21 protein-coding genes and 2 tRNA genes are annotated in these 17324 nt (G+C 64.6%); 6 read left to right on the top strand and 17 right to left on the bottom strand.

All coding sequences use genetic code 11. The annotated features are described in order from the left end of the window. Positions 1-41: 41 nt before the first annotated feature. Complete coding sequence (locus GL284_RS09610; protein WP_155044379.1) at positions 42-797, bottom strand: GNAT family N-acetyltransferase; 756 nt, start codon at positions 795-797, stop codon at positions 42-44. A gap of 101 nt (positions 798-898) precedes the next feature. On the opposite strand from GL284_RS09610, the gene msrB reads away from it, so the two are divergent. Then, complete coding sequence (gene msrB / locus GL284_RS09605; protein ID WP_155044378.1) at positions 899-1285, top strand: peptide-methionine (R)-S-oxide reductase MsrB; 387 nt, start codon at positions 899-901, stop codon at positions 1283-1285. A 24-nt stretch (positions 1286-1309) separates the two neighbouring features. Here the strand turns inward: msrB and GL284_RS09600 are convergent, their stop codons facing one another. After that, positions 1310-1774 carry an outer membrane protein assembly factor BamE gene (locus tag GL284_RS09600; protein WP_155044377.1) on the bottom strand — a complete coding sequence of 155 codons (465 nt, stop codon included), beginning with the start codon at positions 1772-1774 and terminating at the stop codon, positions 1310-1312. Positions 1775-1891: 117 nt separating this feature from the next. On the opposite strand from GL284_RS09600, the gene GL284_RS09595 reads away from it, so the two are divergent. After that, entirely contained in the window at positions 1892-2413 is a 522-nt protein-coding gene (locus GL284_RS09595) for a YceD family protein (RefSeq protein ID WP_155044376.1), read from the top strand. On the opposite strand, the gene betA is transcribed toward GL284_RS09595, so the two are convergent. The 3 genes from betA to betI form a co-directional block, all read right to left on the bottom strand. Next, the gene (gene betA / locus GL284_RS09590; protein WP_155044375.1) at positions 2410-4071 is read right to left on the bottom strand and encodes a choline dehydrogenase; all 1662 of its coding nucleotides are present in this window, start codon (positions 4069-4071) and stop codon (positions 2410-2412) included. The two genes, GL284_RS09595 and betA, sit on opposite strands and share 4 nt — an antisense overlap. 81 nt (positions 4072-4152) lie before the next feature. Next, positions 4153-5598: a betaine-aldehyde dehydrogenase gene (betB, locus tag GL284_RS09585; protein ID WP_155044374.1), complete on the bottom strand. Its 1446-nt coding sequence runs from the start codon at positions 5596-5598 to the stop codon at positions 4153-4155. Continuing rightward, a complete protein-coding gene (betI, locus tag GL284_RS09580) occupies positions 5595-6164 on the bottom strand; it encodes a choline-binding transcriptional repressor BetI (RefSeq protein WP_155044373.1) in 570 nt (189 codons plus the stop codon). Before betI ends, betB begins: the two co-directional genes overlap by 4 nt. Positions 6165-6282: 118 nt before the next feature. Here betI and choX point away from each other — a divergent pair, with 118 nt between their 5' ends. From choX to choV, 3 genes are all read left to right on the top strand, one after another. Next, positions 6283-7230, top strand: coding sequence for a choline ABC transporter substrate-binding protein (choX, locus tag GL284_RS09575; RefSeq protein WP_155044372.1), 948 nt, complete (start codon positions 6283-6285; stop codon positions 7228-7230). A 154-nt stretch (positions 7231-7384) separates the two neighbouring features. Continuing rightward, a complete protein-coding gene (gene choW, locus GL284_RS09570; RefSeq protein WP_155044371.1) occupies positions 7385-8236 on the top strand; it encodes a choline ABC transporter permease subunit in 852 nt (283 codons plus the stop codon). Beyond that, entirely contained in the window at positions 8229-9275 is a 1047-nt protein-coding gene (gene choV / locus GL284_RS09565; RefSeq protein ID WP_155044370.1) for a choline ABC transporter ATP-binding protein, read from the top strand. The genes choW and choV overlap by 8 nt, the downstream gene beginning before the upstream one ends. A 92-nt stretch (positions 9276-9367) precedes the next feature. Here the strand turns inward: choV and GL284_RS09560 are convergent, their stop codons facing one another. Continuing rightward, positions 9368-10273 carry a DMT family transporter gene (locus GL284_RS09560; RefSeq protein ID WP_230383000.1) on the bottom strand — a complete coding sequence of 302 codons (906 nt, stop codon included), beginning with the start codon at positions 10271-10273 and terminating at the stop codon, positions 9368-9370. A gap of 37 nt (positions 10274-10310) precedes the next feature. Further along, positions 10311-10904: a LysE/ArgO family amino acid transporter gene (locus tag GL284_RS09555; RefSeq protein ID WP_155044369.1), complete on the bottom strand. Its 594-nt coding sequence runs from the start codon at positions 10902-10904 to the stop codon at positions 10311-10313. Positions 10905-10988: 84 nt separating this feature from the next. On the opposite strand from GL284_RS09555, the gene GL284_RS09550 reads away from it, so the two are divergent. Then, positions 10989-11828 (top strand): LysR family transcriptional regulator ArgP, encoded by an 840-nt coding sequence (locus GL284_RS09550; protein WP_155044368.1) that lies wholly within the window; start codon positions 10989-10991, stop codon positions 11826-11828. Between the two features lie 41 nt (positions 11829-11869). Here the strand turns inward: GL284_RS09550 and GL284_RS09545 are convergent, their stop codons facing one another. The 10 genes from GL284_RS09545 to GL284_RS09500 all read right to left on the bottom strand — a co-directional run bounded on the left by GL284_RS09545 (position 11870) and on the right by GL284_RS09500 (position 17263). Then, on the bottom strand, positions 11870-12610 hold the full coding sequence (locus tag GL284_RS09545; protein ID WP_155044367.1) for a YebC/PmpR family DNA-binding transcriptional regulator: 741 nt from the start codon (positions 12608-12610) through the stop codon (positions 11870-11872). A 74-nt stretch (positions 12611-12684) separates the two neighbouring features. Beyond that, positions 12685-12924, bottom strand: coding sequence for a ribbon-helix-helix domain-containing protein (locus tag GL284_RS09540; RefSeq protein ID WP_230383001.1), 240 nt, complete (start codon positions 12922-12924; stop codon positions 12685-12687). Further along, entirely contained in the window at positions 12917-13108 is a 192-nt protein-coding gene (locus GL284_RS09535; RefSeq protein WP_155044366.1) for a DUF4169 family protein, read from the bottom strand. Before GL284_RS09535 ends, GL284_RS09540 begins: the two co-directional genes overlap by 8 nt. After that, positions 13105-13362 (bottom strand): hypothetical protein, encoded by a 258-nt coding sequence (locus tag GL284_RS09530; protein ID WP_155044365.1) that lies wholly within the window; start codon positions 13360-13362, stop codon positions 13105-13107. The genes GL284_RS09535 and GL284_RS09530 overlap by 4 nt, the downstream gene beginning before the upstream one ends. Continuing rightward, positions 13362-14756 (bottom strand): class II fumarate hydratase, encoded by a 1395-nt coding sequence (fumC, locus tag GL284_RS09525; RefSeq protein WP_155044364.1) that lies wholly within the window; start codon positions 14754-14756, stop codon positions 13362-13364. The genes GL284_RS09530 and fumC overlap by 1 nt, the downstream gene beginning before the upstream one ends. Before the next feature lie 112 nt (positions 14757-14868). Then, complete coding sequence (locus GL284_RS09520) at positions 14869-15420, bottom strand: class I SAM-dependent methyltransferase (protein ID WP_155044363.1); 552 nt, start codon at positions 15418-15420, stop codon at positions 14869-14871. Positions 15421-15485: 65 nt separating this feature from the next. Continuing rightward, positions 15486-15956, bottom strand: coding sequence for an SspB family protein (locus tag GL284_RS09515; RefSeq protein WP_155044362.1), 471 nt, complete (start codon positions 15954-15956; stop codon positions 15486-15488). Positions 15957-16145: 189 nt separating this feature from the next. Continuing rightward, positions 16146-16222, bottom strand: a tRNA-Asp gene (locus GL284_RS09510). A 28-nt stretch (positions 16223-16250) separates the two neighbouring features. Beyond that, a tRNA-Asp gene (locus GL284_RS09505) sits at positions 16251-16327 on the bottom strand. Positions 16328-16477: 150 nt separating this feature from the next. Continuing rightward, complete coding sequence (locus GL284_RS09500) at positions 16478-17263, bottom strand: PRC-barrel domain-containing protein (protein WP_230383002.1); 786 nt, start codon at positions 17261-17263, stop codon at positions 16478-16480. Between the last annotated feature and the right edge of the window lie 61 nt (positions 17264-17324).

The raw sequence follows: 17324 nt of genomic DNA, 5'->3' as shown, positions 1-17324 counted from the left end.
CCGCGCAGATATGCGCTTTGCGCGGCTTAGGAAAGCCCTGCCTAGGCCCCGGCGGCGCGAAGCAGCTTTGCCCGCGCCGGAGGAATGGCGCGGATTTCCAGCCCGGTGAACACATGCAGGGTGTTCAGCTGATTATCGACGACCGCATGATCGCTGACCCAGCCGCCCATCGCCAGATAGGACCGCAGCAGCGGCGGCATCCCCGCCATGGCCGCGCGCGGGTCGGGCTTGCGCAGCCGCAGCGCACGGGCAAAACGGAAGACCTTGGGCGCCTTGACGCGCGGCAGCCAGCGTTTCGGCGCCAGATGGCGTTCGCGCAGCATGGCGAAGGTGTCGGCATACCCTTCGGTATCGGTGCCCATGAAGCTGGAACAGCCGAACAGCATCTGCACGGCTTCATCATCGACATGGCGGGCCAGCGCCCCCCATGCCAGCCGCAGGATGTCGGGATCGTGCCATTCGGGATGGATGCAGAAGCGGCCGATCTCGACCATCTTGCCGTCGAATTCGCGCAGGCGGGACAGGTTGTAATAGCGCGCCGAATAGCTGTCGCCGATCTCATGCCCGCCCGACAGCGTCAGCATGCGGAAACAGGCGATCAACAGGCCAGAGGCCGTTTCGCGAATCAGCACATGGGTGCAGCGGTCGTCATAGTCATCGGCATCGACCGCCTCGGGCGTGTCCGAGCCCCCCCGTTTGCCGATGAAACACAACCAGCGGAGGCGCTGCGCCTCTCGGATTTCCGCTGTGGTTTCAGCGGTCCGCACCTCGTAACGGCCTTTCTGCAATGCCATCATGGCACTCCTGCCCGATCCCCGAAGGCAGGGCAGGCCCCGCCTTGTTCCTGTCCTCCCTGAACCTATCTTGTAACAGCAGCGCAAACAAATGAAGGGCCAAGATGACAGATCGCATCACCAAGACCGACAGCGAATGGCGCGAAGAGCTGGACGCCGAGACCTATCGCGTCACACGTCAGGCGGGAACCGAGCGGCCATTCTCGCATCCGGGCTTTCCCAAGGGGCCGGGACATTACGACTGCGTCTGCTGCGGCGCGCGGCTTTTCGACGGCGATGCCAAGTTCGAAAGCCATTGCGGCTGGCCCAGCTTTTCCAAACCCGGCGGCGATATCGATGAACATCGCGACGTGACCCATGGCATGATCCGCACCGAGGTGCGTTGCCACCGCTGCGACGCGCATCTGGGCCATGTCTTCCCGGACGGGCCGCCGCCCACGGGCCTGCGCTACTGCATCAATGGCGTGGCGCTGACCTTCGTGCCCGAATAAGCCCAAAGCGCGCCGTCAGGGCGCTTATTGCAGCCCGTCATCCAGCAACTGCCCGGCCGAGACGCGGCCGACATTGCCCATCAGTTGCCGGATCAGACCCGTGCTGTTCACGCCGGTATCGGTGACCCGGCGCGACAGCACGACGACTTGACCGCGTTCCTGACCGAAGCGTTCGACATTGGCGACGGTGCCGCCCTCGTTGAAGCTGATGGCGACGACCTGCCGCTCGATCTCACGTGCGGGGCGGGGGCCGTAATTCTGCCAGCGCGAGCCGACGTAATACCATGCCGATCCGGTCAAAAGACCCTGCGCGCTGGGGCGGCCGATCATGCCCTCCAGCTCATCCTGCCGGGTCTGGCCGACGACGACCTGCGCCAGTTCATCCTCGGCAGGCACATAACCGTGATTGCGATAGGTGGCCTGACAGGCAGCAAGCGCCATGGGCACGATCAGCACAAACGCCGCGATATGCCGCCGGGAAATTTTCATCTTGCCACCTGTCCCTTTCGCGCGCCTGTTGACGACGCGGGACCGGCTTAGCAAACTCGCGCCCCACGCTCAAGAATATCCCAAGCCGACCTCAGTTCACAGAAAAAGGCCAACCACATGTCGCAACCTTCCCAGCAACCGACCCGCTACCGCGTGGCCCAGCTGAACCCGCGCCAGCCGACGGCCTTCGTTCTTGCCCCGGACGCCGAAGCCCGCGCCGCGATCGCCGGCGAACTGGCGCTGTCCAGCCTGCCCGCGCTGCGCTTCACCGGCGATATTCGCCCCGCCGCGCATGACGCATGGGAGGTGACGGGCCTGCTGACCGCCAAGGTCGTGCAGCCCTGCGTCGTGACGCTGGCCCCGGTCAAGACCGCCCTGACCGAAAAGCTGCGCCGCGTCTTTTCGCCCCATGCCGGCACCCCCGAAGGCGATGAGGTCGAAATGCGCGACGAAGAGCTTGAGCCGCTCGGCCAGTTCATCGACCTGCAATCCATCATGATCGAGGCCCTGTCGCTGGCCCTGCCGCTCTATCCGCGGGCCCAGGGCGCGGAACTGGACAACCCGCAGGACGATCAGGACGAAGAGACCCGCAAACCCTTTGCCGGGCTTGCGGATCTGCTGAAGCAGCCCAAGACCTAGCGGCTGACACCGGGGCGCTGCTCGGCCTGCCAGTCGCCGTCCATGACGGGGCCAAGGTTCAGCGGCGCCAGCATCCCCTGACCCAGCACATGATCGGCGGCCTTTTCGCCGGTCATGATCGACGGCGCGTTCAGGTTGCCATTGGTGATGCGCGGAAAGATCGAGCTGTCGGCGACGCGCAGCCCTTCGACACCGATGACGCGCAATTCCGGATCGACCACCGCCATCGGATCGTCCGCACGCCCCATCCGCGCCGTGCCGCAGGGGTGAAAGGCCGATTCGGCATGTTCGCGGATGAAGGCATCGATCTGTTCGTCGCTTTGCACATCGTTGCCCGGCTGGATCTCATAGCCGGTATAGGTGGCCATGGCGGGCTGATCAAAGATCTCGCGCGTCAGACGCACGCAGGCGCGGAACTCGGCCCAGTCATCGGCATGGGACATATAGTTGAAATTGATCCGTGGCGCCGCGGTGGGATCGGCCGAGTTCAGCCGCACCGTGCCGCGCGATTTCGACCGCATCGGCCCGACATGGACCTGAAAGCCATGCCCCTCGGCAGCAGCCTTGCCGTCATAGCGCACGGCCAGCGGCAGGAAATGATACTGGATATCGGGATATTCCACGCCCGCCCGCGACCGGATGAAGCCGCAGCTTTCGAACTGGTTCGACGCCCCCAGCCCGGTCCCCGTCGCCAGCCATTGCGCCCCGATCGAGCCTTTGCCCCACAGGTTCCAATGCTTGTACAGCGTGATCGGCTGGGTGGCGGTGAACTGCATATAGACCTCAAGATGGTCCTGCAAATTCGCGCCGACGCCGGGCCGGTCCGCCCGGACCTCGATCCCATGCTCGGCCAGATGATCCGCAGGCCCGATCCCCGACAGCATCAGAAGCTTCGGCGTATTGATCGAGCTTGCCGACAGGATCACCTCATGTTTCGCGCGGAACGTGTTGATCCCACGGTTGTTCTTGACCTCGACACCGACGGCGCGCCCATCCTCGAACACCACGCGCTGCGCCAGCCCGCGCCGCAACCGCAGCAGCCCGGTTTCTTGCGCGGGCCGCAGATAGGCATTGGCCGCAGACCAGCGGCGGCCTTCCCAGATGGTGGCCTCCATGGCGCCAAAGCCTTCCTGCTGGGCGCCATTGTAATCCTCGGTCATCGGATAACCCGCCTGCCGCCCGGCCCGGATAAAGGCATCGAACAGCGGGTTCTTGCGCGATCCGCGCGTGACATGCAGCGGCCCCTCGCTGCCGCGATAATCGCTGACGGCGCTGTGCGACGTCTCCATGCGCCGGAAATAGGGCAGCACATCGGCATAACCCCAGCCCTCGGCACCACTGTCGCGCCAATGGTCGAAATCGCGCGCATGCCCGCGCACGAACACCATGCCGTTGATCGAGGACGACCCGCCCACGACCTTGCCGCGCGGCGTCACCAGCTGACGCCCGCCCAGCCCGGCCTCGGGCTCCGAGGAAAAGCCCCAGTCATATCGACGCATGTTCATCGGATAAGACAGCGCCGCGGGCATCTGAATGAACGGTCCGGCATCCGTGCCGCCATATTCGATGATATCGACGCGCTTTCCGGCCTTCACCAGACGGTAAGCCAGCGCGCAGCCCGCCGAACCGGCTCCGACAATCACATAATCCGGGATCATGCCTGCCCCCTTTGCACCGCGCCCGCGGGTTTCCTTGTTTTCCAAATACCCATGCCGACCGCGCCACGCGCAGGGCGCCGATCAATAAGGCGCATCGACCGCCCCCATGCCTACATAGACCGACTTCAATTGCGAATAATGCTCGATGGCCGCGGCCGAGTTCTCGCGCCCCACGCCCGACAGCTTGACCCCACCGAAAGGCGCCTCGACCGGCGTCAGGTTATAGGCGTTGATCCATGTCGTGCCCGCCTCCAGCGCGGCGGCAACGCGGTGGCCGCGCGCCAGATCGCGGGTAAAGACCCCGGCCGCCAGCCCATAGGGCGTCGCGTTCGCGCGCGCCACCACCTCATCCTCGGTCGCGAATCGCAGCACGGTCATCACCGGGCCGAAGATCTCCTCGCGCGCAATGAACATGTCGTCGCCCGCATCGGCAAAGACCGTCGGCGGCACGAAGGCGCCCTCGCCCGGCCCGCCGCAGACCAGCCGCGCGCCTTCGGCCTTGCCCTGCGCAATGGCGGCGCGGATCTTGTCGACCTGCGCGGCGCTGACGATGGGGCCGTGCTGCGTGTCGTCCTCCAGCGGATCGCCGATCTTCACCGCCGCCAGCCGCTCGGACAGCCGCTCAAGGAAACGCGGCAGGATGGCGTCCTGCACGAAGACCCGCGTGCCGTTTGAACAGATCTGCCCCGAGGAATAGAAATTTGCCAGCATCGCCGCGCCGATCGCGTCCTCAAGGCTCGCATCGTCAAAGACGATCAGCGGGGATTTCCCGCCCAGTTCCATGGTGACATGACGCATCCCCTCGGCGGCGGCGGCATAGACCTTCTGCCCGGTCGAGACCGAGCCCGTCAGCGACACCTTGGCCACGCGCGGATCGGTGACCAGCGCGGCCCCGACGGCCCCGCGCCCCTGCACGACGTTGAACACCCCCGCAGGCAGACCGGCCTCGGCCAAAATCTCGGCCAGTTTCAATGCGCCAAGCGGGGTTTCCTCACTTGGTTTGAACACCATGGCATTGCCCATGACCAGCGCGGGCGCAGCCTTCCAGCAGGCGATCTGGCTGGGATAGTTCCACGCGCCGATGCCCGCGCAGACGCCCAGCGGCTCGCGGATGGTATAGACGAAATCGCCGCCCAGCGGGATGGTCTGGCCGGTGATGGTCGCGGCCAGCCCGCCGAAATATTCCAGTGCATCGGCCCCCGACGGCCAGTCGGCCACACGGGTTTCCTGAATGGGCTTGCCGGTGTCCAGCGTCTCCAGCCGGGCCAGTTCCTCGCCGCGCTCGCGGATGAGGGCGGCAGCGCGCAAAAGCACGCGGCCACGTTCGACCGGGCGCAATGCGGCCCATGCCGGCTGGGCCTTGGCGGCGGCGGCGCAGGCGGCGGCGACCTGCGCCTCGCTTGCCTCATGCAAGGTGGCGATGACCTCGCCGGTATAGGGGTAATGCACGGCCAGTGCCGCCCCCTGCCCTTCGACCGGACGACCGTCGATGTAAAGGCTGGCTGTGGGTTGGGCGGAATGGCTCATGGCAGGACCCTTTCAAGATAATCCAGTGTCAGGCGCTCGGCGGCCTGGGCTTCGGGGGCGTCAGACAGGGCGGCGCGCAGATACACCCCGTCGATCAGCGCCCCCAGCGTATGGGCGATATTGGCGGCCTGATCGCCCACCAGCGGGCGCAGCACCGACATCAGGTTGGAATGCAGCCGCCGGTGATAGACGCGCAGCAGCCGCGCCGCTTCGGCATCGACAAAGGCCAGCGAATAGAAGCTCAGCCATGCGGCGATGGTCTCGCGCTCGAAATTGTCGCCACCGAAATTCGCGCCGACGATGGCGTAAAGCCGGGCACGCGGCCCCTTGGCCCCGCGCAGCGCCGCAAGATTCATGCGGCGATACTGCGTCAGGATGTGGCGCATGGCCGACAGGAAGATGCGTTCCTTGGATCCGAAATAATGATGCGCCAGCGCCGTGGACATGCCAGCTTCGCGGGCGATCTGCGCCACGGTGACATCAAGCGATCCGCGACGCCCAATGGTCGCAATCGTGGCGTTGATCAAAGCCGCCTTTCGGATAGGCTCTGCACCAAGCTTGGGCATACGGAGGCACCTTCCTGTGGATATACGGTTTATATTCGGAACTAGCTGTGTTTTGATTGACTCGTCAATTAATAAACGCCTTACTCAACGAAACAGAACAAAACTTGGGGAGAACATGATGAAATTTCGCCGCACCGCCGCATTCCTTGCCGGTCTGGCCATGACAGCGACCGGAGCGGGAACGGCGCTGGCGGAAGAGCCTGCTGCTTGCCGCGATGTCGTTTTCGCCGATGTGGGCTGGACGGATATTTCTGCCACGACGGGTCTGGCCTCGACGGTCCTGACCGCGCTTGGCTACAAGACCGAAACCAAGATCCTTGCGCTGCCCGTGACCTATACGGCCATGGCCAAGGGCGATGTCGACATCTTCCTTGGCAACTGGATGCCCAGCCAGGAAGGCGATCTGAAACCCTATCGCGACAGCGGCACGGTCGAGGTGGTGCGCACCAACCTGACCGGCGCGAAATACACCCTTGCCACCAATGAGGCCGGCGCCAAGCTGGGCATCGACGATTTCAGCAAGATCGCCGCGCAGAAAGACGCGCTGGATGGCAAGATCTTCGGGATCGAGCCCGGCAATGACGGCAACCGCCTGCTGCTGGAGATGGTCGCGGACAACAAATTCGATCTGGGCACGTTCGAGATCGTCGAATCCAGCGAACAGGGCATGCTGGCGCAGGTGGCGCGGGCCGATAATGCAGGCCAGCCCGTCGTCTTTCTGGGATGGGCCCCGCATCCGATGAACAACCAGTTCAAGATGACCTATCTTGCGGGCGGCGATGACATTTTCGGGCCCGATTTCGGCGGCGCGCGGGTGGATACCAATGTCCGCACGGGTTATGTGGGCGAATGCCCCAATGTCGGAAAATTCCTGCAAAACCTCGAATTCTCGCTGCCGATGGAAAACGACGTGATGGGTCTGATCCTGAACGACGGCGATTCGCCTTCGGACGCGGCGATGACCTGGCTGAAGGCCAATCCCGATGCCGTGACGCCGTGGCTGGCCGGCGTGACGACCTTCGATGGCGGCGATGCCGCCGCAGCCGTGACCGAGGCGCTGCAATAAGTATCGGCAGGCGGGGCCCTGTCCCCGCCGCACCCCCTCTCCATGTCCTTCGGGGCGCGATTTCATCTACCCTCGCCGGGGCCCGAGAGCCTGACCGGCCGCTGCTGCGGCGCAGGACAGGACCGAAATCCCGACCGGCAGAAAGAAAAGACGCATGGAACAACTCACTGATCTTTTGACCGGGACCAAGATTCCGGTCGGCAAGACGGCCAAGGCGATCTTCGACTGGCTGAACGCCAATGCCGCCTTCGTCTTCAACGCCATCTCCAAGGCGATGGATTCGCTGATCGGCGGCATCCTGTGGCTGCTGGAATTGCCGCATCCGCTGATCTTCACCCTGCTGATGGTCGCCCTGACATGGGCGCTGCAACGCAGCTGGAAGACCTGCCTTCTGGTCCTGCTGGGCTTTCTGTTCGTCCTGAACCAGGGCTATTGGGAAGAGATGATGCAGTCGCTGACGCTGGTGCTGTCGGCCTGCGTGGTCTGCATGGCCATCGGCGTGCCCATCGGCATCGCCTGCGCGCACCGGCCCAAGCTTTACGCATGGATGCGCCCGGTTCTGGACCTGATGCAGACGCTGCCCACCTTCGTCTATCTGATCCCGGCCATCGTGTTTTTCGGCATCGGCATGGTCCCCGGCCTGATCGCCACGGTGATCTTCGTGCTGCCCGCGCCGATCCGCCTGACCTATCTGGGCATCTCCTCGACCCCGAAGGCGCTGGTCGAGGCCGCTGTGGCCTTTGGTGCGACCCCGCGCCAATTGCTGTGGAAGGTCGAGCTTCCCAGCGCCTTGCCGCAGATCATGGCGGGCCTGAACCAGACCATCATGCTGTCGCTGTCGATGGTGGTGATTGCGGCGCTGGTCGGCGCTTCGGGTCTGGGCGTTCCCGTCGTCCGGGCGCTGAACAGCGTCAACACGGCGCTGGGTTTTGAAAGCGGCTTCATCATCGTGATCGTCGCGATCATGCTGGACCGGATGCTGCGCGTGGGGAAACACAATGACTGAAGATCGCAACGCCGTCGAATTCGACAATGTGAACATCGTCTTTGGCGAAAATCCTCAGGCTGCCCTGCCGCTGATGGATCAGGGTCTGGCGCGCGGCCCGATCAAGGCGGAAACCGGGCAGGTTCTGGGCGTCCACAATTGCAGCCTGAACGTCCGCGAGGGCGAAATTCTGGTGCTGATGGGGCTGTCCGGTTCGGGCAAATCCACGCTGCTTCGGGCGGTGAACGGGCTTAATCAGGTCTGTCGCGGCGATGTGCGGATCTGGGACGGCAAGCAGATGGCCTCGGTCACCAAGGCACGCGGGGCCGAGTTGCGCCGCCTGCGCCGCCACAATGTCGCCATGGTCTTTCAGCAGTTCGGCCTGCTGCCATGGCGTTCGGTCCGCGAGAATGTCGGGCTGGGGCTGGAGCTTGCGGGCGTGCCGCCCAAGGAACGCCAGAAGCGGGTCGAATCGCAGCTGTCCACCGTCGGGCTGACCGAATGGGCGGATCGCAAGGTGGGCGATCTGTCGGGCGGCATGCAGCAGCGCGTGGGCCTTGCGCGCGCCTTCGCGACCGAAGCGCCGATCCTGCTGATGGACGAACCCTTCAGCGCGCTGGACCCGCTGATCCGCACCCGGCTGCAGGATGAACTGCTGGAACTGCAACAGCGCTTCCAGCGCAGCATCGTCTTTGTCAGCCACGATCTGGACGAGGCCTTCCGCATCGGCAACCGCATCGCCCTGATGGAGGGCGGGCGCATCGTGCAGGTCGGCACGGCGCGCGAAATCATCGCGAACCCGGTCGATGCCTATGTCGAGGATTTTGTGGCCCACATGAACCCCTTGGGCGTGCTGACCGCCGAGGACATGGCCGAACCCGGCGAGGCTGCGGGCGATCCCATCCCGCGCGACACGCCGGTGCGCGATGCCATGCGGATGCTGACCGATTCCGGCAGCGATGCCCTGCCCCTGCAAGGCGGCGGGCGTGTCACGCGCCATTCGATCATGCTGCGCCTTGTCGATCCCGGCGCCAGAAAAGGCGGCGCGTCCGAACACTGAGGCCGCGGCATTGACCGCGCCACACGAAGCGCCGCGACGGTCCCGTGTCAGCCCTGCGCTGATGCGGGCCGTTTTCGTTTGCGGCTGCGCGCCTATCCCTCGCGGGCCAGACCGGGGGGCGGGGTGACCGCGCGCCGCAACCGGGCCTCGCGCCATGTGATATAGCAGATCGCGCCGATCATCACGCCGCCGCCGATCAGCACCCACAGATCCACCGGCTCGGCAAAGACCAGCGCGCCCAGCAGGCTGGCCCAGATCAGCTGCAGGAACACCACCGGCTGCGTGACGGTCAGCGGTGCCGCGACAAAGGCCCGCGTCATGGCATAATGCGCCGCCGTCGCGAACGCCGCCGTGCAGGCCAGCACCGCGCATTGCAGCGCCGACGGCGCCACCCAGTCCAGCGCGGCAATCGGCGCCAGCCCGATGCAGACCGTCAGCGACATTATCGCCACGACCACGGCGGGCGGTGCCAGATCCGACAGGCGTTTCGCGACCAGATAGGACGACCCAAAGGCCACCGCCGCGCCAAGCTGCGCAATATGGCCTGCCTCCAGCACACGCAATCCGGGGCGCAGCACGATCAGCGCCCCGCCCAAGGCCACGACGATGGCCAGCCCGCGCCGCCATGACAGCCGCTCGCCCAGCAGCAAGGCTGCGCCGACGGTGACGATGATCGGGTTCAGAAAGCCGATGGCCGTCACCTCGGCCACGGTGATGCGGGCCATGGCGTAAAACCACAGGATCACCGCCACCACATGCAGCGCGCCACGCAGGGCAAACAGCCGCCAGACCTTGGGCGCAAAGCCCCGCCGCAAGGCCGGCAGCAGCACGGGCACCAGAAATACCAGCCCAAAGACAAAGCGCAGGAACGCCGCCTCGGCTGCCGGCAGCGACTGACCCAGCCAGCGCACGGTGCCGTTGACCGCGACGAAGCAAAGCCCGGCCGACAGCATCCAAAGGATGCCGATCACGTCCTGTCTGGTGGAAGTTCCGCTCATGCCACCAGCCATGACGGCTGCGGCGGGCAAGCGCAAGTCAGCCCTTGACGATCAGCCCGAATGCGATGGTCCACATGACCAGACCGACACAGACATCCAGCACCTGCCACGCCTTGGGCCGCGCAAAGACCGGAGCCAGAAAGCGCGCACCATAGCCCAGCGAAAAGAAGAACAGAAACGATCCGCTGACCGCCCCCGCCGCAAAGGGCAGACGGTCGAAGCCGCTGGACAGCGACCCCAGCAGCACGACCGTATCCAGCCAGACATGCGGGTTCAGCCATGTCAGCGCGGCAATGACCACCAGCGTCGCAGACAGGCTGGGCGCCGCCTCGCTTGCGTGCAACGCGCCACCCCCCCGCCACGCCGCCAGAAGGGCCCGCGCCCCATAGACCAGCAGAAACGCCGCGCCGCCCCAGCGCATCAGCGGCAGGAACCACGGAAAATGCGCGGCCATCGCCCCCGCCCCCATGACGCCCAGCACGATCAGCACGGCATCCGACAAGGCGCAGAACGCGCAGGTCGCAAAGACATGGCGCCGCATCAGCCCCTGCTTCAGCACAAAGGCATTCTGCGCGCCGATGGCCAGGATCAGCGACAGTCCCGTCGCCAGCCCGGCAAGATAAGCCTGCATCGCACTCTCCCGTTTTCCGGCCTTCTTGCCGCAGGCGTGCTATTCAGGCAAATTCATAATCCTTACCCAAATGAAGGCAGGCTAATGCTCGACTATCCCGCCCTCATTGCCTTGGCCGAGATCATCCGCCGCGGCTCGTTCGAAGCCGCAGCCGCGGCCCTGGGCGTCACCCCCTCGGCTATTTCGCAGCGCATCAAGGGACTCGAGGAAAAGCTGGGCGAGGTGCTGATCCAGCGCGGCCCGCCCGCGCGCGGCACCGCCAAGGCCATGCGGCTGGTGCAGCATCTGGATCAGGTGCGGCTGCTGGAACAGGCGCTGGACCCTACCGCGCCAAAGCCGACCCTGCGCATCGCGGTCAATGCCGACAGCCTTGCCACATGGTTCCCGCCGGTCATGACGGCCCTGCCGGTGCTTTACGATCTGCTGATCGACGATCAGGACCACGCCCGCGACTGGCTGGGCAAGGGACAGGTCTCGGCGGTCATCAGTTCGGACCCGCACCCGGTTCCGGGATGCGAGGTCACGCCGCTGGGCCATATGCGCTATTACGCGATGGCCACGCCGGATTTCATCGCGCGCCATTTCGCCGGCGGCATCACCGCGAAAACGCTGGCAGCCCCGGCGGTCATCTTCAACCACAAGGACGCCGCGCAAAGCCGCTGGGCGCGGCTGCAGACCGGCCAGCGCCTGCACCCGACCGGCCACATGATCCCCTCCTCGGAAGCCTTCGCGCGGGCGGTGGAACTGGGCCTTGGCTGGGGCATGATCCCCGAAACCATGGCGCGGCCGCCACTGGCGCATCTGAACGCCGACCTGCCGCTGGACATCCCGCTTTACTGGCATGTGCAGCGCGCCATGCGCCAAAGCCTCGCGCCCCTGACCCGCACAATAAAGGAAAGGGCCGCAGCAGACCTGCGACCCTGACTTCTTCGTTCTTCAAATACTCACCGGCCCAAGGCCCGCAATCAAAGCTGCGCGGCCACATCCTCGGGGATGTCGAAATTGCCGGTGACGTTCTGCACGTCGTCATCGTCCTCCAGTGCGTCGATCAGCTTCATCAGCTTCGTCGCCGTCTCAAGGTCGATCTCGGTCGGAGCCTGCGGCTTCCAGATCAGCTTCGCCGTCTCGCTTTCGCCAAGCGCCGCTTCCAGCGCGGTCGAGACCTCGGCCAGATCGGTGTCCGAGGTATAGATCCAGTGCCCGTCCTCGTCGCTCTGGACATCCTCGGCCCCGGCTTCGATCGCGGCCATCATCACCGTGTCGGCGTCACCGGCGCTGGCGGGATACATGATCTCGCCCTTACGGTCGAACATGAAGTTGACCGATCCGGTCTGGCCCAGATCGCCGCCATGCTTGGTGAAATAGCTGCGGACATTGGACGCGGTGCGGTTGCGGTTGTCGGTCATCGCCTCGACGATGATCGCGATGCCGTTCGGGCCGTAACCCTCATAGCGGATCTCGTCATAGTTCTCGGCGTCACCGCCCTGCGATTTCTTGATCGCGCGGTCGATCACGTCCTTCGGCACCGAACTCGACTTGGCTTCCTTGACCGCCAGACGCAGCCGGGGGTTCTTGTCGGGATCGGGATCGCCCATCTTCGCGGCGACGGTGATCTCTTTGGCCAGCTTCGAGAACAGCTTCGAGCGCAGCTTGTCCTGCTTGCCCTTCCGATGCTGGATATTGGCCCATTTGCTATGGCCTGCCATGGTGCTTCCCAATTTCTACGGAATATCGCAGGCGCTTCTAGCCAGCGAAAGCCGAACCCGCAAGCGTTACGGGCCTAACGCAGCCGTTTCAGCAGTTCCGACAGCACATAAAGCCGCAAGGCGGTGGCCAGCCCCACCTCGGCCGGACGCTTGGCGTCGATGGCCGCGATCAGCGCGGCGGCGGTCTGGCCGCGCATCTTGGCGATGCCGCGCAATTCGCGCCAGAAGGCATCCTCAAGACTGACCGAGGTGCGATGCCCCCCAATCGTAACCGAGCGTTTGGCGGGCGCGGACATCGCGGGCAGTTCAGGCATCGTGACTATCACCATCGCGCCGATGACCATCCAGATGGCGCGCGGCACGGTCGCGATCATCCTTCTCAACCTGTTTCTGCTGCTTCGTGCGGCCAAACCGGGCCGCATTTTCGTCACCTTGCTTGCGCGCCGCATCCCGTGCGGCCGTTTTTCGCGCCAGGCGAAGATTGATGATCTTTGTCATTCAACGCACTGCCTGCCAACGCCAAACCGATCCTGTGACCAAAGACCGCATCCGGCAAAGCCATATTTGCCCAAACGCCCCGATGTCGCGCCAATCTCGCCCAGAATTTCGGCAGCAGGACGCATGACCGGCGCGTCAGGCGCGCCTTCCGCCGGATCTCCCGGCGAAAGGTCTGGTTTCAGAACGGCTGCGCATCGCAGCGCCAGCGCCTGATCCGTCCCGCCCTGAAGCCTCAGCCGCGGGACGCTGCGCATCAGTCTTCCGGCCCGACCATCTGCTCGGGGCGGACCACGCGGTCAAAGGTCTCGCCATCGACCAGACCCAGCGCGATGGCCTCCTCGCGCAGCGTGGTGCCGTTCTTATGCGCGGTCTTGGCGACCTTGGTCGCGTTGTCATAGCCGATGGTCGGCGCCAGCGCCGTCACCAGCATCAGCGATTCCTTCATCAGCTTGTCGATGCGCGGAATATTGGCCTGCGTGCCGACGACCATATTGTCGGTGAACGAGCCCGCCGCATCGCCCAGAAGCTGCATGGATTGCAGCACGTTATAAGACATCATCGGGTTATAGACGTTCAGCTCGAAATGGCCCTGCGAGCCGGCAAATCCGATGGCCGCGTCATTGCCCATGACATGGGCACAAACCATGGTCAGCGCTTCGGCCTGCGTCGGGTTCACCTTGCCCGGCATGATCGAGGAACCGGGCTCATTTTCCGGCAAGATCAGCTCGCCCAGACCAGACCGCGGGCCGGACCCCAGCAGGCGCATGTCATTGGCGATCTTGAACAGCGACCCGGCGACGGTTTTCAGCGCGCCGGAAAAGAACACCATCGCGTCATGCGCGGCCAGCGCCTCGAACTTGTTCGGCGCGGTGACGAACGGCAGGCCGGTGATCTTGGCGATTTCCGCCGCGATGGCCGTGTCCCAGCCCTTCTTGGTGTTCAGCCCGGTGCCGACGGCGGTGCCGCCCTGCGCCAGTTCATAGATGTCACCCAGGGCCAGTTTGACGCGCTCGATGCCCTTGGCAACCTGATGGGCATAGCCGCCGAATTCCTGACCCAGGGTCAGCGGCGTCGCATCCTGCGTATGGGTGCGGCCGATCTTGATGATGTCCTTGAATTCCTCGGACTTGGCGACCAGCGCCTTGTGCAGCTTTTCCAGCCCCGGGATCAGCAGATCGCGGGCATGCATGGCAATGGCCACATGCATCGCGGTCGGGAAGGTGTCGTTCGACGACTGCCCCATGTTCACATGGTCATTGGGGTGCACAGGCTTTTTCGAGCCCATCTCGCCGCCCAGAATCTGGATCGCGCGATTCGAGATGACTTCATTGGCATTCATGTTCGACTGCGTGCCGGATCCGGTCTGCCACACGACCAGCGGGAAGTTGTCGTCGAACTTGCCCGCCGCCACTTCGCTTGCGGCCTGCACCATCGCATTACCCAGCGTGGCGTCCAGATTGCCGGTGGCCATGTTCACCTGCGCAGCGGCCTGCTTGATGATGCCAAGCGCGCGGATCACCGGGACCGGCTGACGCTCCCAGCCAATCGGGAAGTTCATGATCGAGCGCTGCGTCTGCGCGCCCCAGAACTTGTCGGACGGAACCTCAAGCGGGCCAAAGCTGTCGGTTTCGGTGCGGGTATCGGTCATGTCATCATCCCTCACGAGTTTGCGCGGGTTTTAGCCCGCGCGCCCCGGATAAGCAATTCGGAAGCGGAATAACGCAGTTAGCGGTCACATCGTGGCCCGGCGTGAAAGCCGCTTAAAGCTGACGAAACACATAGACCTGTGCGGGCGGCAGATTTGCCCAGATGCGCGGGCTTTTCGTATGCGACAGAGCGAATTTGCGGCGCACCGCCTCTGACAGCGGCGGGGCGGGGCCATAGGTGATCTGCACGAAGGGCGCGCCGGGCTTCATCATCTGAAAGGCCGCGCCGACGATGGCCGATTGCAATTCGTCGGGCATGGGCAAGGTGGGCACGCCGGAAATCACAGCATCCAGCCCCGCGCGGCCGACATTGACCATCTCCTGCGCAGGCAGGTTGTGCACGACCGCCCCCGGAAAACGATCCCGCAGACGGCCGCAAAAGGCGGCGTTCAGCTCATACATTTCCAGCCGCTCGGGCGGCAGGCCGGTGTTCAGGATCGCTGCGGAAATCGTCCCGGTTCCGGAACCGATCTCGGCCACCGCCTGCATGTCGGGGGTCACAAGCCGCGCCATTTCGCGCGCCGTGGCGCGGCCCGTGGGCGCGATGGCGCGGATTTCGGAAGGACGGCGCAGAAACTGGCCAAAGAACAAAGACAGATCGGACAAAGCGGCCTCCTGCAGTATTGCCTCAGGCCGCTCTATTGCGTGGGGGTGACAGGGATATGACGCCCCTATTTGCGCCACTTGTCCAGACTGACGACCTCGGCGCCGCCCTTGGGCGTATCGTCGCCGCCCTCGTCCCCCGAGGCCGCCTCGTCCTCGCCGTCCTCCTCGTCCTCATCATCGTCCGGCTGGGTCTCGAAGCGCAGCCCGAACTCGACCGAGGGATCGACAAAGGTGCGCACGGCATCGAACGGCACATAAAGCGGCTCGGGCGAATTGCCGAAATTCAACGTGATGGTGAAACCATCGGGCCGCACTTCCAGATTCTCGAACCAATGCTGCACGACGATGGTCATCTCTTCGGGATAACGCTCTCGCAGCCAGTCGGCCATCTCGACATCCGGATCGCGGGTGTCAAAGGTGATGAAGAAATGATGCTCGCCCGGCAGACCTTCCTGCGCCACGGCTTCCAGAACATCCGCAATCAGCCGCTGCATGGCCCGATGCATCATCCCGCCGTAATCAATTCCACGCGCCATCGGCGTCTCCCCTTCATCTTGAGGGTCAGCATAGGGAATTGCGCCCCGATGAAAAGCCCTCGCAAGACGCATCGGCATCGCCCCGGACGCACAGCTTCCGGCGTCCTTGTTTTGAAAATACCCATGCGACGCTGCGACATGGCCGAGCATCGGATATCAGGAACTGATCGGAAAAAGAAGAAAGGATGATGGCGCGGTTGACGGGGCTCGAACCCGCGACCCCCGGCGTGACAGGCCGGTACTCTAACCAACTGAGCTACAACCGCGCATCGTCTGGTGATATCTGGAAGATAATGGCGCGGTTGACGGGGCTCGAACCCGCGACCCCCGGCGTGACAGGCCGGTACTCTAACCAACTGAGCTACAACCGCGCAGCATATCTTCCCCGGATCACCTTCCGGAGTGGGCGGTGTTTACGCACGGGTGCCGCCCCCGTCAAGAGCCTCATCGCAGGATTTTCGCGCGAAGCCGAAAAAGAAAACGGGGCGTCCCGCAGGACGCCCCGGATCATGGGACAAGGCTTACTTGCGCACGGTCTTTTCGTCGAAATCGGGCAGCGCTTCCAACTCGGCCTTGGTATAGTTGGTGGCAAAGAATGTATCCGTGCCCACCGTTACCATATGGATCGCGTCGACCCCCAGCAGCACCTTCTTGGCGCCGATGCCCAGAAAGCCGCCGATATCGGCGATATAGCCCACGACCTGCCCCGAATCGTCCAGCACCATGTCATTGACCTTGGCAATGTCCTGCCATTCGGCGGGACGTTCATCCAGCGCCTCGGGCTGATCCCATTCCTGGCTGGACGGCTGGTTCGTGGTCCAGATCCGGCGCGAGGTGATCCATGTGCCCAGAACGCCCGGATCGGCCTCGGAAATCGCCGGCGGCTTCACATCGGGCGGCGTCACCGAGGCAGCCGCCTGCCCTTCGGTTGCGGCATCGGCCGCCGAATCCGCTGCATCCGAGGCCGCCTCTTCCGCATCCTGCGCGGCGTCGGCGGCAGTTTCGGCAGCCTCGCCGCCCATGGTCTCGGCGGCCCCGGCGGCATCATCTGCCGCGGTCGCCGCAGCATCCGCGGCCTGATCGGCGGCATGCGACGCCTCATCGGCGGCCTGTTCGGCTGCAGCGCCCGCCTCGTCCGCCGCCTTGTCGGCCGCGGCTTCGGCATTCTCGGCGGCGGCTTCTGCCGTGCCTGCGGCGCTTTGTGCGGCCTCGGCTGCGGGGGCGGGCTGCGTTTCCTGCGCGATCGCCGGCATGGCAAAGGCGATTGCGGTTGCCGTCGCTGCAATGACAAAGGGTTTCATGGACATGGATCCTCCGGTCTCTGGTTTGGCGCAACCGCGCCGTCGTGACGGGGCTGAAACGCGCATG

This window comes from Paracoccus shanxieyensis, from assembly GCF_009711265.1.
GTDB classification, from domain to species: Bacteria; Pseudomonadota; Alphaproteobacteria; order Rhodobacterales; family Rhodobacteraceae; genus Paracoccus; species Paracoccus shanxieyensis.
This window is presented reverse-complemented; position numbering and strand designations above follow the sequence as displayed.

Coding starts and splice junctions, on each gene's coding strand:
- betB (WP_155044374.1), bottom strand. CDS start 5,598: ATGAGCCATTCCGCCCAACCCACAGCCAGCCTTTACATCGACGGTCGT.
- GL284_RS09515 (WP_155044362.1), bottom strand. CDS start 15,956: ATGGCGCGTGGAATTGATTACGGCGGGATGATGCATCGGGCCATGCAG.
- msrB (WP_155044378.1), top strand. CDS start 899: ATGACAGATCGCATCACCAAGACCGACAGCGAATGGCGCGAAGAGCTG.
- GL284_RS09610 (WP_155044379.1), bottom strand. CDS start 797: ATGATGGCATTGCAGAAAGGCCGTTACGAGGTGCGGACCGCTGAAACC.
- fumC (WP_155044364.1), bottom strand. CDS start 14,756: ATGACCGATACCCGCACCGAAACCGACAGCTTTGGCCCGCTTGAGGTT.
- GL284_RS09500 (WP_230383002.1), bottom strand. CDS start 17,263: ATGTCCATGAAACCCTTTGTCATTGCAGCGACGGCAACCGCAATCGCC.
- GL284_RS09600 (WP_155044377.1), bottom strand. CDS start 1,774: ATGAAAATTTCCCGGCGGCATATCGCGGCGTTTGTGCTGATCGTGCCC.
- GL284_RS09595 (WP_155044376.1), top strand. CDS start 1,892: ATGTCGCAACCTTCCCAGCAACCGACCCGCTACCGCGTGGCCCAGCTG.
- betA (WP_155044375.1), bottom strand. CDS start 4,071: ATGATCCCGGATTATGTGATTGTCGGAGCCGGTTCGGCGGGCTGCGCG.
- GL284_RS09545 (WP_155044367.1), bottom strand. CDS start 12,610: ATGGCAGGCCATAGCAAATGGGCCAATATCCAGCATCGGAAGGGCAAG.
- choX (WP_155044372.1), top strand. CDS start 6,283: ATGAAATTTCGCCGCACCGCCGCATTCCTTGCCGGTCTGGCCATGACA.
- GL284_RS09555 (WP_155044369.1), bottom strand. CDS start 10,904: ATGCAGGCTTATCTTGCCGGGCTGGCGACGGGACTGTCGCTGATCCTG.
- GL284_RS09530 (WP_155044365.1), bottom strand. CDS start 13,362: ATGCGCAGCGTCCCGCGGCTGAGGCTTCAGGGCGGGACGGATCAGGCG.
- GL284_RS09535 (WP_155044366.1), bottom strand. CDS start 13,108: ATGACAAAGATCATCAATCTTCGCCTGGCGCGAAAAACGGCCGCACGG.
- GL284_RS09560 (WP_230383000.1), bottom strand. CDS start 10,273: ATGAGCGGAACTTCCACCAGACAGGACGTGATCGGCATCCTTTGGATG.
- GL284_RS09540 (WP_230383001.1), bottom strand. CDS start 12,924: ATGCCTGAACTGCCCGCGATGTCCGCGCCCGCCAAACGCTCGGTTACG.
- choW (WP_155044371.1), top strand. CDS start 7,385: ATGGAACAACTCACTGATCTTTTGACCGGGACCAAGATTCCGGTCGGC.
- betI (WP_155044373.1), bottom strand. CDS start 6,164: ATGCCCAAGCTTGGTGCAGAGCCTATCCGAAAGGCGGCTTTGATCAAC.
- choV (WP_155044370.1), top strand. CDS start 8,229: ATGACTGAAGATCGCAACGCCGTCGAATTCGACAATGTGAACATCGTC.
- GL284_RS09550 (WP_155044368.1), top strand. CDS start 10,989: ATGCTCGACTATCCCGCCCTCATTGCCTTGGCCGAGATCATCCGCCGC.